Annotated in this window: 16 protein-coding genes; 5 read left to right on the top strand and 11 right to left on the bottom strand. The window is 48.8% G+C overall.

What is annotated here, in order from left to right; all coding sequences use genetic code 11:
* Nucleotides 1-25: 25 nt before the first annotated feature.
* The 4 genes from H569_RS0109760 (at nt 26) to H569_RS19915 (ending at nt 5,184) form a co-directional block, all read left to right on the top strand.
* Nucleotides 26-1,648 (top strand): ABC transporter substrate-binding protein, encoded by a 1,623-nt coding sequence (locus tag H569_RS0109760; protein WP_051273538.1) that lies wholly within the window; start codon nt 26-28, stop codon nt 1,646-1,648.
* Nucleotides 1,649-1,717: 69 nt separating this feature from the next.
* Complete coding sequence (locus tag H569_RS0109755) at nt 1,718-2,689, top strand: ABC transporter permease (protein WP_027364856.1); 972 nt, start codon at nt 1,718-1,720, stop codon at nt 2,687-2,689.
* On the top strand, nt 2,679-3,533 hold the full coding sequence (locus tag H569_RS0109750) for an ABC transporter permease (protein WP_027364855.1): 855 nt from the start codon (nt 2,679-2,681) through the stop codon (nt 3,531-3,533). Before H569_RS0109755 ends, H569_RS0109750 begins: the two co-directional genes overlap by 11 nt.
* Nucleotides 3,520-5,184 carry an ABC transporter ATP-binding protein gene (locus H569_RS19915; RefSeq protein WP_034630144.1) on the top strand — a complete coding sequence of 555 codons (1,665 nt, stop codon included), beginning with the start codon at nt 3,520-3,522 and terminating at the stop codon, nt 5,182-5,184. Before H569_RS0109750 ends, H569_RS19915 begins: the two co-directional genes overlap by 14 nt.
* 26 nt (nt 5,185-5,210) lie before the next feature.
* Here the strand turns inward: H569_RS19915 and H569_RS0109740 are convergent, their stop codons facing one another.
* The 7 genes from H569_RS0109740 to H569_RS0109705 form a co-directional block, all read right to left on the bottom strand.
* Nucleotides 5,211-5,801, bottom strand: coding sequence for a class I SAM-dependent methyltransferase (locus H569_RS0109740; protein ID WP_034630143.1), 591 nt, complete (start codon nt 5,799-5,801; stop codon nt 5,211-5,213).
* Nucleotides 5,794-6,636 carry a metal ABC transporter permease gene (locus tag H569_RS19910; RefSeq protein ID WP_238492516.1) on the bottom strand — a complete coding sequence of 281 codons (843 nt, stop codon included), beginning with the start codon at nt 6,634-6,636 and terminating at the stop codon, nt 5,794-5,796. The genes H569_RS0109740 and H569_RS19910 overlap by 8 nt, the downstream gene beginning before the upstream one ends.
* Before the next feature lie 2 nt (nt 6,637-6,638).
* Nucleotides 6,639-7,430 (bottom strand): ABC transporter ATP-binding protein, encoded by a 792-nt coding sequence (locus H569_RS19905; RefSeq protein ID WP_034630142.1) that lies wholly within the window; start codon nt 7,428-7,430, stop codon nt 6,639-6,641.
* Between the two features lie 6 nt (nt 7,431-7,436).
* Nucleotides 7,437-8,303 (bottom strand): metal ABC transporter substrate-binding protein, encoded by an 867-nt coding sequence (locus H569_RS0109725; RefSeq protein ID WP_034630141.1) that lies wholly within the window; start codon nt 8,301-8,303, stop codon nt 7,437-7,439.
* Nucleotides 8,304-8,619: 316 nt separating this feature from the next.
* Nucleotides 8,620-9,066 carry a DUF3842 family protein gene (locus H569_RS0109715; RefSeq protein WP_027364852.1) on the bottom strand — a complete coding sequence of 149 codons (447 nt, stop codon included), beginning with the start codon at nt 9,064-9,066 and terminating at the stop codon, nt 8,620-8,622.
* Between the two features lie 21 nt (nt 9,067-9,087).
* Nucleotides 9,088-9,372 (bottom strand): PDGLE domain-containing protein, encoded by a 285-nt coding sequence (locus tag H569_RS0109710; RefSeq protein WP_027364851.1) that lies wholly within the window; start codon nt 9,370-9,372, stop codon nt 9,088-9,090.
* Nucleotides 9,365-10,021 (bottom strand): energy-coupling factor ABC transporter permease, encoded by a 657-nt coding sequence (locus H569_RS0109705; RefSeq protein ID WP_027364850.1) that lies wholly within the window; start codon nt 10,019-10,021, stop codon nt 9,365-9,367. The genes H569_RS0109710 and H569_RS0109705 overlap by 8 nt, the downstream gene beginning before the upstream one ends.
* A 450-nt stretch (nt 10,022-10,471) precedes the next feature.
* On the opposite strand from H569_RS0109705, the gene H569_RS0109700 reads away from it, so the two are divergent.
* Entirely contained in the window at nt 10,472-10,705 is a 234-nt protein-coding gene (locus H569_RS0109700; protein ID WP_027364849.1) for a hypothetical protein, read from the top strand.
* 187 nt (nt 10,706-10,892) lie between these two features.
* Here H569_RS0109700 and H569_RS23620 read toward each other — a convergent pair whose 3' ends face one another.
* From H569_RS23620 to H569_RS21315, 4 genes are all read right to left on the bottom strand, one after another.
* The gene (locus H569_RS23620) at nt 10,893-10,973 is read right to left on the bottom strand and encodes an S-layer homology domain-containing protein (RefSeq protein WP_407638065.1); all 81 of its coding nucleotides are present in this window, start codon (nt 10,971-10,973) and stop codon (nt 10,893-10,895) included.
* Nucleotides 10,963-11,997, bottom strand: a complete 1,035-nt coding sequence (locus tag H569_RS19900; protein WP_051273536.1) for a prenyltransferase/squalene oxidase repeat-containing protein — start codon at nt 11,995-11,997, stop codon at nt 10,963-10,965. Before H569_RS19900 ends, H569_RS23620 begins: the two co-directional genes overlap by 11 nt.
* 61 nt (nt 11,998-12,058) lie before the next feature.
* The gene (locus H569_RS0109690) at nt 12,059-12,766 is read right to left on the bottom strand and encodes an ECF transporter S component (RefSeq protein ID WP_027364848.1); all 708 of its coding nucleotides are present in this window, start codon (nt 12,764-12,766) and stop codon (nt 12,059-12,061) included.
* Between the two features lie 180 nt (nt 12,767-12,946).
* Nucleotides 12,947-15,112 carry a DUF4430 domain-containing protein gene (locus tag H569_RS21315; RefSeq protein ID WP_051273535.1) on the bottom strand — a complete coding sequence of 722 codons (2,166 nt, stop codon included), beginning with the start codon at nt 15,110-15,112 and terminating at the stop codon, nt 12,947-12,949.
* Nucleotides 15,113-15,168 lie beyond the last annotated feature (56 nt).

Below are 15,168 nucleotides of genomic sequence, written 5' to 3'. Positions count from 1 at the left end.
AAACTTCAAATAGCGAGGGGATTTTATGTTAATAACAGCTGCACCTTGGACCAGGTTGCGAACCTGTATATTTGCCATCTTTGTCGTGTTGTTGCTTCTTGCCGGCTGCGGCCGGGAGCAAGCGGGTGAAAAAACCGCCACCGGCACGGCAGCCGGCAACGGTGAACTGCTTTATACCGTGGCGGACGCTACCGGCGACTGGGGTCTACCGGCGCCTTACACGCACTATGCCAGGGGGCCGGGGTATATTAGGATGAGCCTGGTTTTTGATACCCTGGTATGGAAAGACAGCCAAGGTTACATACCGGCGCTGGCCAATAGTTGGGAATATAATAAAAATGAAAACTCCTACACCTTTGAGCTTAACAACAACGTTACCTGGCATGACGGTGAGAAGTTTACCGCTAAAGATGTGGTTTTCACGATAGACTATACCAGGGCGCATCCTTACCAGTGGGTTGACACCGGTATCGTCAAAAAAGTTGAAGCCCAGGGGGACTACACGGTAAAGATGTACCTGGATAAACCGTATGCCCCTTTTTTGGAATATGTGGGCGGGACTCTGCCCATACTGCCCGAGCACATCTACAAAGATGTTAAATCCCCGGAGCAGTTTCAGACAAAGGAAGCCTGTACCGGGACAGGCCCGTTTATGCTGGAGGACTACAATAAAGCCCAGGGGACCTATTTATTTAAACGCTACGATAATTATTACCAGGGAAAGCCCAGGGTTGCTGAAATTAAGTTTGTAAAAATAGGCAATGAGGCTGTGGCGGCCGCTTTGCGGCAAAAGCAGGTCAATGCTGCCGGTGTGCCGCCGGAATTAAGCGGCACGCTGGAAAAAGAAGGCTTTAAAATACTTCCTGGAAGCCACGATTGGGTGGCCAAGCTGGCGATCAACCACCAAAAGGAACCTTTGTCCAATAAAGAATTCCGCCAGGCGCTGGCCTATGCCATAGACCGTCAAGCTTTGGTGGATACCTGTCTCAGAGGTTACGGTATGCCTGCCAGCCCCGGGTTGATACCGCCGGACAACCGGTGGTATAACAACAAACTGAACGACGCCTATCCCTATGACCCTGCCAGAGCTGAAGAAATTATTAAAAAGCTGGGGTATGAGAAAAAAGGAGATTATTTTGAAAAGAACGGACAGCCGCTGCAGTTGGAACTGCTGTTTGGCGCCGGGAACGGCGGTAACGTGGGAGATCGTGAAGGTGAACTGATCAAATCGCAATTGGAACGGGTTGGTATTAAGATCAATTTACAGGGTATTGAAGCAAAAACCTTGGACAGCCGGGTGAAAGACTGGAAGTTTGATCTTGCCTTGAGCGGTCACGGTGGATTGGGCGGCGACCCGGCCCAGATGAGTAAATTTATTGCCGGCCAGGACTTTAACAGTGCCAGGTACCTAAAAAACCAGACCATGCTGGAGGAACTGAAAAAACAAATATCGTTGACGGATCCCGTCAAAAGGAAAGAGTGTTTAGATAAAGTCCAGGAACTGTATGCGGAGGAAATACCGGCCCTGCCGCTTTATTATAATACCTACTACTGGGCCCACGACGGGCAGGTAAATTTATACTACACCGTGCGTGGTGTCGGGCTTGGTGTGCCAATTCCGCTGAACAAAATGTCTTTTGTGAAATAAGCTAATAAGTTAAGCAAGGCCGGGCTGTTATTGTACCCGGGTGCAAAACAATATTTCGGAGAATTGAGAATGAAAGGTCCAACCACGGTAATCAACTATCTAATTGCGCTTGTCCTGATATTGAGCCTGAATTTTATTTTACCCAGGCTTATGCCCGGAGACCCCCTGCAGGCTATCTACGGTGACGAAGCCATAATTGCCATGACGCCGGAACTCAAAGCGGAGCTGGTTGCCCGGTTTGCCCTGGACCAGTCAACCGGCCGGCAATTTTGGGCCTATATCAGTTCTCTATTAAGGGGCGACCTGGGCTACTCCTATTTCTATAACGCACCGGTTCTGGCTGTCATCTTTGGTTCACTGCCCTGGACTGTTTTACTGGTGGGCCTGGCTATTATCATTTCCACCCTGATAGGAGTTGTCCTGGGCATAGAATCCGGTTACAGGCGGGGCCGCCCGCTGGACCGCGCGCTTCTTGGCGTGCTGATGTTTGCCAGCGGCTTTCCCGACTTTTTCGCCGGTATTTTGCTGTTGCTTTTTTTCGGCGTGGTGCTGGGACTGGCGCCTCTGGCAGGGGCTACTACACCGTATGCCGGGTGCGGCGGGCTCACATTTTTGACTGATTTGTTCAAACACCTGGCACTGCCTTTGACGTCGCTGGCTATGGTCAGGATTGCAAGTCCCTTTCTTTTAACCAGGAATGCAATGGTTATCTCCCTTGGTGAACCGTTTATTCTTACTGCCAGGGCCAAGGGGTGCCCCGACAAGGTTATCAGATACAGGCATGCGGGAAAGAACTCCCTGTTGCCTGTGGTTACCGCTACTGGCATGCAGCTGCCCCACATGGTGTCGGGTGCGTTATTCATAGAAATTGTTTTCTCTTATCCCGGGATGGGATCACTGCTGTACAATGCTTTGCTGACCCGGGACTATCCCCTGCTGCAGGGAATATTACTGGTGCTGACTATTACTGTTTTATCAGTCAATTTACTGGTAGATATTGTATATACCCGTCTTGACCCGAGGATTGCTTATGCATATTAACATATTAAAAGAAGTAAAAAGTGATTATATGGGCCGCACCGGGCTGACCATTCTCTTAAGCCTCTTGGCCCTGGCTCTGTTGGCGCCGTTGTTGACCCACTATCGCCCGGAAGACTATACCGGGTTGATTTTTCAGCCGCCGTCCGCACGGCACTGGCTGGGAACCAACGATGTCGGGCAGGATGTATGGACTCAGCTTCTTTACGGCGCGCGCAACTCTTTGCTGACCGGCGGCGGGGCGGCCGTGCTGGCAGTATTATTCAGTTTGCTGACAGGCGGAAGCGCCGCTTTGCTGGGAGGTATGTATGACCGGGTGCTGATGAGGCTGGTGGACGCTATGCTGGTTATTCCGCCGGTTATTGTGGTAATACTTACCGCAGCTTATCTAAAGCCCAATCTTTTATTGCTGATAGTCATTATTTCGGTTTTCCTCTGGCCGGCAGGGGCAAGAATGGTCAGGGCGCAAACCCTTGCTTTAAAAGAAAGCATGCATGTAATGGCCGCACGCAGTTTCGGCGGCGGCCGGACATATGTGTTGAAGCGCCATCTGGCGCCGGAAATGGGCCCCGTGCTTACCGCAATTATTATCCAGTTCGCCCGGCGGTCGGTTTTCATGGAAGCCGGGGTTTCCTTCCTGGGTATTTCCGATCCCTCTCTGGTCAGCTGGGGGAAAATGATGCAGGACGCATTACAATTCACCTATCTTGATGTCTGGAAGTGGTGGCTTTTACCGCCCGGTTTCGCCCTATCATTGACCATCATAGGGTTTACCTTCACCGGGACCGCACTGGAAACCGTTATGAATCCACGTCTGCGAAAAGAGGTACACCATGCTGGAGATTAAAGAACTAAACGTATCCTATAATGGAACGCAAGTCTTAAAAAATGTAAATTTAAAGTTGGAAAAAGGGCAGTTTCTCTCAATTATCGGAGAATCGGGCGCCGGTAAAACCACTCTGGGATTAAGCATAATGGGTCTGGTGGAAGGCAGCTGCTCCGGAGCCATGCTTTTCAACGGACGGGACTTGCTTTCTATGTGCGAAGACGAGCGCAGGCGTTTGAGAGGCTCAAAGCTGGCCATGGTGTTTCAAAACGTGGAAAATACGCTGCATCCTTTGTATACCATACGGGAGCAGATAATGGAGGCCGTGTTGGTGCACGGAGCCGACGATAAACGCAAAGCTCTGGCAAAGGTTTCGGAAATACTGGCACTTGTAAAGATAGACGGAGACAGGGCGGCCAGGTATCCCCACCAGCTGAGCGGCGGGGAGAGGCAGCGGGCATTAATAGCAATGGCGCTGGTTAACGACCCGGAGGTGCTGATCCTGGACGAACCCACCGCATCACTGGACGCTTTCACCAAAAATGAAATCATTCAATTATTAAATGAAATTGCCGGGGATAAAGTTACTTTGCTGATAACCCATGACCTAGCGGTAGCCGCTCAACTGTCAAATCAGATGGCGGTTTTGTACGGGGGCAGAATAATCGAAACGGGTCCCAGTGAAAAATTGCTGGCTAACCCGCGCCATCCTTATACCCGGGGATTATTACGCTCTTATCCCGGTATGGACACCACCAAGGACTTACAAGGTATCCCGGGCAAAATGGCCCATAACGTTACAGGCTGCCCGTTCCACCCGCGCTGCACGCAGCGGATAAATATTTGCGCCCAGGAAGCGCCGGAGCTGGTTGACAACGGCCGGGGAATGATTGCTTGCCACCGGGGCGGTATTATTCCCCTGCTGGAAGTAAAAAAACTAAGCAAAACTTTCGGTTACTATAAAGCAGTTGATGATGTGCAATTAACACTTTATGAAGGAGAAACACTGGCCCTGGTTGGAGAAAGCGGCTCGGGGAAAACCACCCTGGCCAAAACAGTGCTGGGGTTGCTCAGAGCTGATGCGGGAGCAATTTTTTACGAGCTGGAAAAAGTCAGCGCCGGGGACGCAAAATTTCGCCGCCAGGTGCAAATGATTTTTCAAAACCCGAGAGAATCAATAAGCCACCGGATGAATGTTTTTCAGGCAGTGAAGGAGCCGCTGGATATCCATCGTCTGGGCAGCGAAGAAGAAAAGCTGGCCTTGGTCAGAGAGGCGCTGGAGGATGTGGAGCTCCCGTCTGATGACAATTTTCTTAATAAGTATCCCCACCACTTAAGTGGGGGGGAGAACCAAAGGGTGTCCATTGCCCGGGCGCTGGTGATGAAGCCCAGGGTTCTGGTTGCCGATGAACCAACTTCGGCCCTGGATGCCAGCGTGCAGGCCAAAATTATCAAACTGCTGCTTAACCTGCAGGAAAGGAAGGGGCTGGCCATCTTGCTCATTACCCACGACCTGGCCCTGGCCAGGAAAGCCAGCGACCGCATAGCGGTGATGCTGGCGGGACGCATTGTGGAAGAAGGGCCTACCGGCAGGGTGCTTGCCGTTCCCAGGCACACTTTCACTAAAAGCCTGTTACAAAACAGCCGGGTTGGGCAACTGTGTCCGGGCTAAAGCCCGGGTTTGGCAAAATATTTCTGTTAACACTTAAATGCACTGAAAACAAAACGATCCGGGGTATCACTGTATCGAATGTTATCGTAACCTGCTTTTCTTAACATTGATTCCAGCTCTTCGGCCGTTGGTAATAAGTCATTGCATACGGGGTGCCCGATTCTTTGGTGCGTTTGGTTAATCTCTTCACGGCTGCTGGCGTGACATATGACAAGCTGACCGTTGTTACGCAAAACGCGTTTCATTTCCTCAAGGGCAGCCATGATATCGGGAAAATGCGGCAATGCCCCATTGCAAAAAACGTAATCAAAGGAATCATCATCAAAAGGCAAATCTTCGACGTCTGCCACAACAAAACTGACGTTGGGTTCATTGTTTTTAGCTTTGGCTATATCAATCATTTTAGGCGCAAAATCTATGCCTGTCACTTTACCTTGTTTGCCCACACAATTGAGTAGAATGGGAGTTAATATGCCTGTGCCGCAGGCCACATCCAATACCCGGGCGCCTTTGGCAATACCGCATTCATGCACAATCTCCTGTAGTTTTTGGGATACTTCGGGTCCCATAATGGAATCCCATTTTGCAGACATTTGATCAAAGTAATCTTTAAGCATTAATATTTACCTCCTTGGGGGTGCTGATTTTACACACCTTTCGCTTGGGTGAAAAGGCGTTGGCCGCAAAGAAAATAACAGTGGACAGTACCACGATGGTGGCCCCTCCGGGCAGGTTGAAAAAATACGCGCAGGCGAGCCCGGCCCAGCAGGATAGCACACCTAAAAAGGCGGCCAGCCCAAATAACCATTTTAAACTGTAGGTTAATTGGTAAGCCGCTGCAGCCGGATTAAGTATCAAGCTAAAAATAAGCAGCCCTCCGATAGGCCTTAAAGACGCCGCTACGGTCAGCCCCGTCAAAAACATCAGCCCGTAAAAAAACCAGGCTGCCGGCAAACCCACTGACAGCGCGATCTCCCGGTTAAATATGATAGCCTGGATTTCCTTGTATAACAGCGTGATAGTTAACAGCACCGGTACAGCGGTTATAAAAAGTATCATTAAATCCTGGTTGTTAACGGCCAGGATGCTGCCCCACATCAAATTCAAAGCTTGTGTTTTAGGCCCGGGTATCATACCCATAAACAAAAAGGACAGGCCGATCATCAACGAAAAGACGATACCCAGTGAAGTATCCGGCTTAAACTCACCCTTGTCCGCCAGCGGGCCAATAATTGCCGCCGCCAACAGGCTGAAGACAAAAGCCCCCAACATTGGATTAAGCCCGCAAAAGACCGCGATGACAGCACCCGCAAAAGCTGCGTGGGAAATGGAAACGCCGATAAAGGACAACTGCATGCTAACCACCAGCACTCCAACCAGTGAACAGGCAATGCCGCCCAGCAAGCCGGCCAACAGTGCGTGCTGCATAAACTCGTATCTTAAAATCTCCACGGCTAATAAAAACCTCCCTGGCAGCAAATGGTGCTTTCTCCGTATACTTTGCGCAGAACAGCATCTGAAAGTGTTTTTGCCGGTGGACCTATTGCCGCAACCCGCCCTTGTTGCAGTAAAACCACGCGGTCACAAAAATTAAAAGTATCTTTGGGGTCATGGGTTACCATCAGGGTGGTTAAACCTTTTTCCCGGTGGACCTGCTTAATTAATTGCAATATTTCCTGCCGTGACCGCCAGTCCAAATAAGTGGTCGGTTCATCCAGCAGCATTATGCGCGGTTCCTGCGCCAGAGCACGCGCTATGGCCACCCGTTGCTGCTCACCCCCGGACAGGTGCCCGAAAGGTCTTTCCGCCAAATGAGATATTTCCACCATTTCTAAAAGTTTGCCGACCACCTGCCAATCATCCCGCCCCGGCCTGCGCCAGAAACCCAAGCGACCGTAGCGGCCCAGCATAACGGCATCGCGCACGCTTATGGGCGTTCCGGGGTCAACGGAACAACCTTGTGGGACATAACCAATTAATTTACGAAGACTCGCAGTTTTATAACACAAACGAAAATCACGGCCCTTTTTGCCGGCACTCATTAAATGTCCCAGCACTTTTGCCTGGCCGCGCACCAGCCGGCCAAGGCCGTTGACCACCGTCAGGATGGTGGTTTTGCCCGCTCCGTTGGGGCCGGCGATGCCGATCATTTCACCGTTTTTTATTTCAATTGAAAGGTTTTGTAGTGCCACATCTTCACGGTATGACACAGTAACATTTTGCATGTTTATAACAACGTCTCTCATTTAACATCACCGGTTATCATTTAATAGATTAACGAGCAGATCAACATTTTTGGTTATAGTATCAGCCCATGTGCCGGTACCGGGCACACCACCGGGGAAGTTGTTTAGGGTTAATTGTTTACAGTTTATTCCTTTGGCTATCTCTATCCCGGCTTCCTTGCCGCTTTGCAGGTTATCTATCACCAGACTTACCCCTTGTTCCTTACCTAATTTTATTAAGTCTTCCATTTCTTTAGGTGAAAGGTCTTCAGCACGGCCAAAGGTACCCACTACATTAAAGCCCGCCCATTTGATAAACCCCGCCTGCATGTCGTTCACCAGAACATTGACCTTGCCCGCCCCGGCCTCAGTCAACCTTTTTTTCTGGGCGGAGCCGATGCGGTTTGTTTCCTCTTTTAATACTCTCGCAGTGTTTCTGTAAGCTTCACCATTTTTAATATCGGCTGTGGCCAATGCCTCCGTGATTTTATCAATAGCCTCATTACGCACCGGTGGGGCCAGCCAGTTACCTTGAACATCCAGTATAACTTTTTGCAATTGAGTATTTCCAGCGGATTTGATCATATCGTCAGTGAACTGCTCGCCTTGCCAGTTATGCAGCATGAATAGCTTTGAGCCGGCTAATACTTGCATATCAGCAGGTTTAACGTCAAAATGTCCCGGACAAGATGCAGGGGGAACAATGTTGTTAACAACGACTTTATCTCCGCCAACTGCCTGAACAATATCAGCAATAAGGGTAGTTGATGTAACAACCTTTATTTTTTGATCGCCCGACACGGGCTTTTGACTATTGATACCGCATCCTGTTGTGAACATGGATATTGCCAATATAAAACAAACAGCATATTTGAAAAATGCTTCTTTTCTCATTATTTCAACTTCCTTTCTCTTAATAAAGTTCAATACAAAAGTTTAAACTTGGTTTAACCGGGTTAAAAAAGACCCTGGCGCGCCGGTACCGCCTATAGGGGAGGGCAGTACCGGCTGCGCCACCGGTCGAAAGGAGTTTTTTGCTGTCCGGCGCATGTCAAAACCGGCAGCAAAGTTTAAGGAGGTCTGAGGCTATGCCAAGGCCTCATGACGAGTTAAAAAATGCCATGTTGGTATTATCTGCTTCGGCAGGACAAGATACCTTCATGGCATAGTTATAAACGTTTGATCGCGTGTTTTTTATTAAGGAAGATTGCTAACCTGGTGGTGTCAAATCTAACATCTGGCGCACTCTGTCAACCATCATGTCCACCAGGTGAGGCAGCGGTTCGGTTGCACTGCCGATAATTTCAATCCCGGATCGGTTTAAGTGCAAAACCAATTTTGGTGCTGTGGACAGGGCCACGGCTTCGGCAGCAGCAGTGGTCATCTCACCGTTAAAACCAAATGGTGTGATCATACCCACTGTTCCAAGTATAATGCCGGCCTGCTTGGCGTTATAAATAATCGCATTTTCACCGCTGGCGCCATCATTGGCACCTGCTTTATACATCCGCCTGGTTGCCAGGGAGTTGGTGCCCAAAGCTATGATTTCAGCTTTGGAGGCCGGTAGAGATACACTTAGTCTATTTACGATTTGAGCGCCAATGCCGCCGCCCTGGCCGTCTATAACAGCAATACGGATAATTTTACTTTTATTCATGACTGTTATAACCACGAGTTGTTAGTTTTCTTTTTTGCGTACTAATTTACCCAGGCCGTAGGCTGCTCCAAAGGTGAGCACAGTGCCCAGCACGCCAGCCGTTGAAGTGGCCAGGACTCCATTGCGAACTCCGGGAAAAGTGTAATCAGGGATGGGGGAAGTAATCACCTCTTTACCTTCGCCCTTTTCCAAAAAGCCCTTGTCTTCGGCCACCCTTTCCAACCCATCAGGAAACGAAGATGCAAAGGGGGAAAGACAGGCAGCCACTATTAATGCAGCAATAAACACTTTGACGGTATTAGACATTTGTTTTCACCCCGCTCTTTGATTTTGCTGTTGCATCGACAAAGCCAACCTTTTCCACAAAATTAACCACCGCAACGGTAATTAAACCTTCGCCTATGCCAATGAGCATGTGAATACCGATCATGGCAGGAAATGCCACGCTAAAAGGGATGGTGTTGGATGCCGCCAGTTCCACTGTAGCGCCGAACGCGGCCACCACCACCGAGGACCACGAGGCCAGGAAAATGGAAATATTTCTGCCGGTCGTGCCGGGTATAACTTTAGCGAGCAGCGAGTATACCAGGTATGCCGTTATTACTCCCAATACGGCCATGTTGAAAATATTGCCGCCCAGTGCCGTTAGGCCGCCGTCCTGAAAAGCTAAACATTGAATGACCAACACCGTTGACAGTATCAAACAACCGCTTACCGGTCCCAATAAAACCGTGGCCAGCGCTGCCCCCAAAAGGTGGCCGGATGTGCCCCCGGCTATGGGAAAATTAACCATTTGTGCCGCAAAAATAAAGGCGGCCATAATACCCAGCTTGGGAATAAGTTTATCTTCTAAAACTTCCTTGGATTTTTTAATACTGTATGCCAGCGCACCGGCACTCAGCGCGTAAGTGCTGACCCAGGTTTTGGTATCTAAAAAACCGTCAGGTATATGCATTTGTCATTACCCCTTTCATAAGTAGTTAATAGACATATTATTGCCGCAAATTAAAATTTAGTTTTGATAGATGAAACCACCTCCATGATAAAGTACAAAAGCCACCAAGACGTAACCCTGCTTCGTGCAGAGTAATGCCTCCGTGGCTTATAGTTGATTTTTAAATTTATTGATTTACATTATATATATTAGACCGTTTTACGTAAACGGTTATATGACGGTTCTTGCCGCCCGTATAATAAATAATTATTCTTGATTTCTTTTTAATATCCTTCTTGAAATAATTAATATTTTTGTGCTATTTGTTGGTGGGGGTAGGATTTGTAAAAAATTTCCCGGTAGGGGCCAACTGTGTCTGAATTATATAATTATGAATAATATCTATACCCTTAAAACATAATAATTCTAAATTAATAGTTTTTGGCAGGAAAAAGATCAAGGGGGATAAAAATGAGCTGTTCCAGTTTGAAACATCGCTTCGAAAAAGAACGCCGTGACGGGATTACTTTTGAAAGAGCAATGGAAATCTATCAAGATGTTGACGGTTCCATTGCCGCCCATAAAACGGAGTTGACGGAATTAATGCAAAACAATCAAAATCAAGATGAGATCAACCATCTGCGGGCACACATTGAAGAAGGAGAAAAACTGCTGCAAGAAATCAAATCATTGTATCTTCATTAAGAGAGTCATTTTGACTCTCTTTTAATCTGGCCTGACTTAAAGTGTTTTAGACCTTACCGGGATGCAGGAAATAAGGTGTTTGTTTTGTGTAAGGATGTTTAGCACTATTAAGTAGCATATTTGTATTCAATTCCTCAACTATCCTACCGTCATGGATAACTGCAACTCGATCATTCTTGATTCTTTATTAATATCCTTCTGAAAAAAATATTTTTAATTCCGGTTGAAAGGTGCCGTCAGGATAGCCATGTACAACCTTACTTGCCACCAGGTTGTTTACCGCCTGATAGGCAAAATGGTTGTGTTTTTGATGCCTGGTGCAGCCTTGTGTAAACCGTCTCACCGGTTGAATAATCGACCAGGGCTATCAGGGCTTGGGCTGTAGCCATATCGTTGGGCAACCGTTCAGGGCCATGTGAAAAGGAACCATTTGGCAAACGGTACTTTAGTAACCCGGTTACAGCGTTTTTCCCTTCTTTGGACCACTCAGCCCCGGCAGGATCAATACCCAGCATGACCAGTGCCTGTATGACCTGGGCACAGGACTCCGTGGTTGAGGTGCCCCAGGCGCCAAAGGTGCCGTCATCGTTTTGCTGCTCTTTTAAATAGGCCAGCGCTTTTTGCACCGCAGGGTAACTTGTATCCTTGCCCAGGCAAGCCAGAGCGATGACGGCCATGGCTGTCATATCCACGTCTGATTCTTCCATGTTGGTATCAATGCTGAATCCACCGTCGGTGTTCTGATGGTCCACCAGCCACTGTAAAGCTTTATCAGCGTCAGCAATTTCCCGGCCCGCCGCATATAAGGAGATTATCCCCCAGACATGAGCGTTAACCAGCCTGTCTCCCTGTCCGTTGATCGAGTCGGCAAACTTACCCCGGGGCGTCTGGGATAACCAGACTTTTTCCAGAAGCTTGATCCCCCCGTAACCGTCCGGGTTTTTCCCGGCAGCCAGCGCTCCCAAAATCGATCTCTGGTAATCAGTATTTTTATTGGCGTCAATCATTACTCCCCGGGCAATTTGCGCTTCCCTTTTCAGGGAAAAGGATTGCACATTTTTGTTATCTGCATATAGCCCCAGCATGGCCCATTCCAGCATACCGTCGTATTGAGGGGCTGACATTTTCTTTACCAGGTATTGTTCAGCGCCCTTTATAGCTTCCGCTACCCGGGCATGACCGGCCGCCGCCCCGCCGGCATTTGCCCCGGCGCAAGCAGGAGTTGCGGATAGGGCAAAGTTCATAACAAATAAAACTACCAGTGCTGAAATTATTTTCTTTATTCCTGTCATATAGATTCCTCCTTATTTAATATTTTGACAAGGAACTGTCATTGCCAGGTTGAACTACTTATCATTTCTCAGCACCTATAAATTTTACCGACAATCTTTGCTTAAAACGATCCAGGGTACTGATTAAATCCCGGCCCATGAACCACATAAACAATCCGTTGCCGGCGGCGTGGAACGTATCAAACCAGACAGACGCGACGCAAGTTGCCGTAAAGGTCTGCCAGGTCAACGGGTAAATAAAAGTAAGCCAGTGCCAGGTATTCATAATCAGTCCGTAAAAGTAACCCCAAAGCACGGAAAAAACAACCAGGAGCAAGCGGGGCGGGGTTTTGGCCAGGTAGCGGATAATACCAGCCGTCCAACCGGCCAGCCCCCATGCCAACATTTGCCAGGGGGTCCAAGGTCCCAGGCCCAAAAAGAAATCAGATGTAAGTGCAGCCAGCACGCCCACGGCAAACCCGGCACCGGGACCAAAAACATAGCCCGACAGCAGCACTAAAAAAGTAGTGGGCTGGACGTTGGGAATAGCCGCAAAGGGTACCCTGCCCAGGGCCGCCAGGGCGGACAGGGTGGCCAGAAGTGCTGTTTCCTTGGCTGTGGGCATTTTGCTTTCAAAGTGTGCAAAAAAGCCGGAAAGCGCCAGCACGGCTATGGCCAAAGCGTATATGGACCAGTTGATAGACCAATCGGGGTGGGCTTTAATATCAATGGTGAAGTAGATTAGTAATCCCGTCAGGTAAATAGTAAAAAATATTTTACCCCACTTCATAGTTGCACCACTTTAGAGAGTTCAGGGCATCACGGAAGGTAATCACTCCGTCACAAAAGCCCCTGAACAGTTTATTCAGCTGCGAAGTATAATAAAGAGCGTTATGGCCCGGTTTGCCCCCGGTTCGGTCATGCTGGTAGCCTTAACCACCAGGTTACGGTCAACCCAAAGGCCACTTCTTCAACAACCGTCATGATAACCACCAGCCGTATACCCATGTTCATGTTCAGTCATGGGGTTGTCCGCGCCGACAATGATGGCTTTTATGCCTGTTAATTCAACTATCTCATATAGCTCCTCCCGTTGTGCCGCCGGGGTGGCAAAACTTTCCGCCATCTTTTTAAGCTCTTCCATGGCTTTTTCATGGGCCTGCTGTGCCGCTTTTTGTCTTCCGGCGGGTATCTCTGGTATCTCAGGAGTTATAGGCGACAAGTCTCCATTGTCCGAGGCGTCAACTGCCCAGAACCATTCCAACTCATCCCCGTCTTGCAATTCGTAATCCCTGGCGGAAGTTGAAGGGGGCGCAACCCCGTTCACTTTATATTTCCAACCGGCTGTGCTGCCGGTATCCTCGGCAATTCCTTCAATACTGTAAACATACTGTCCGTCATAACGCACTTCCACATCAAGACCGGTTTTTTGCAGGGCAAAAATCGGATCCCGGCGTTCGTTTTTATTTAAATTTAGCGACCCGGAGTAGAGCACCTCCCTGTTTTTACCGGTGACCTTGATTTTAATTTTAAATGTTTCGCCCGTTGGGCCGGAAGCGCCTTCGCCGGGGGATATGGTAAGTGGTATAACCGCCGGGACCACGTTGGGATAACCAAGCCGGTTATAGTTTTCCACCCTGACAGTTAGTGTGCCGGCACTTACATTCGGTATGGCAACCTGACCGGACTGGCCGGTGTACGTGTTATTGTCCGCTATTACAATATAGTCGCCGATTGCCGACGTTTCTTCGGGTGTCAGGTCCAGCAAGCCCGATCCCCAGACATATTTTTTAGCCGAGATGGTTAAAGTTAGAGTTTGTCCCGCCGTGGGCGATTGCGGACTTACGGTTATAACCGGCAGGTAGGTTTTGCTTGCGTAGGTATTGCTGTCAAGCGCTCCAATATAAAAGACGATCTGGTCGCCGTTTTGGACGTTGAAGCTGTCTGCGCCCAGATCAAACGCGGAGAGATCAGCGGAACCGTTCCTGATGACGTAGTAGAACCAATATGTGTCGGTATCCTCTGCAACTCCTGCCTGGCCGCTTTCACCCAGTATCCGGGTAATAAACCCGCCGGTGGCCTGCAGGTTCTCCTCGCCTACCGCTGCCTTTAAGGCATCCATAGCCGTAGCTGTGCCGGTTAGCGTTACCGTTTTATCGGCCAGGCAGGCTGACGCGCCTTCCACCCTGACTCTGGCCGTTACGTTTTCTGCCGGTTTGGGAATAGGTGTGGTTCCTTCCCTGATATTGTAAAACACGTTTCCGTTGACTAAATCAGCAAGGGCTATTAGTGCCTGTCTGGTGGCAATACTGTCACTGTTGCCTCCTATTATATGGGAAAAAGAACCATCTTCCAGCTTAAAGGCTAATAAGGCGTCAATCATGGTTTGATCATTCTTTTTCCATTTGTCGGCGGTTATATCTTCACCACAGGCTACCAGGCCTCTGATGACAGCGGATATCGACTCCGTATTTTCTATAGTGCCACTTTTAAATCCACCGCTTGCCAGTTGTATATTGAGCAGGCAATCCTTGGCTCCGTTGATTGCGGCGTCAACACCATTGATATCCTGGTATGAGGCAAGTGCGATTAACGCAAATCCGGTTATATCCGGATCAGGGTCACCTGTTGCTCCGGTCAGGGAAAAACCGCCGTCACTTCTTTGCCCGGCCAGCAGGTACGCTACGGCCTTGTTGGCATCATAATCCGCTTTAGCCGTGTCAAGGGCAATTATTGACCAGATAGTCTGGTTGATAGCACCACCAAATCCACCATCACCCGACTGCTTGGCCGCCAGTTCTTCAACAAGATTTCTACCCTCTGCATCAGCCGGGTTTTGTCCGGCCGCCAGCATACCTAAAATGGTTTTGGCATAATCCAATGCCGGAGAAGTGTCATCCAGTTCATTAACTTTCCAATCAGGTAATTGCCAGGGAGCGGCAGACAGGTCTTCACCGGCTCCCCTCAATCCAATGACTTCTTCCCAGCTGCTTAATTCGGTTTTGTTGTTTTTGTAGTAGTTAACCGTATCATAAACCGCATCCTGCACCGAATAAGTACTTGCAAAAGCCGGAACAGCAAAAGAAAACAGGATAAACAAAATTAACAATATTTTTATTTCTATTTTATTACGCATTAGTATCATACCCCCAATATGCCTTGCTCAAAAATTCTCATAAAATAAAAATATCC

It is taken from the genome of Desulfotruncus alcoholivorax DSM 16058, assembly GCF_000430885.1.
GTDB classification, from domain to species: Bacteria; Bacillota; Desulfotomaculia; order Desulfotomaculales; family Desulfallaceae; genus Desulfotruncus; species Desulfotruncus alcoholivorax.
Note: the sequence above shows the minus strand (reverse complement) of the source record. Positions and strands in the feature narration are given on the sequence as shown.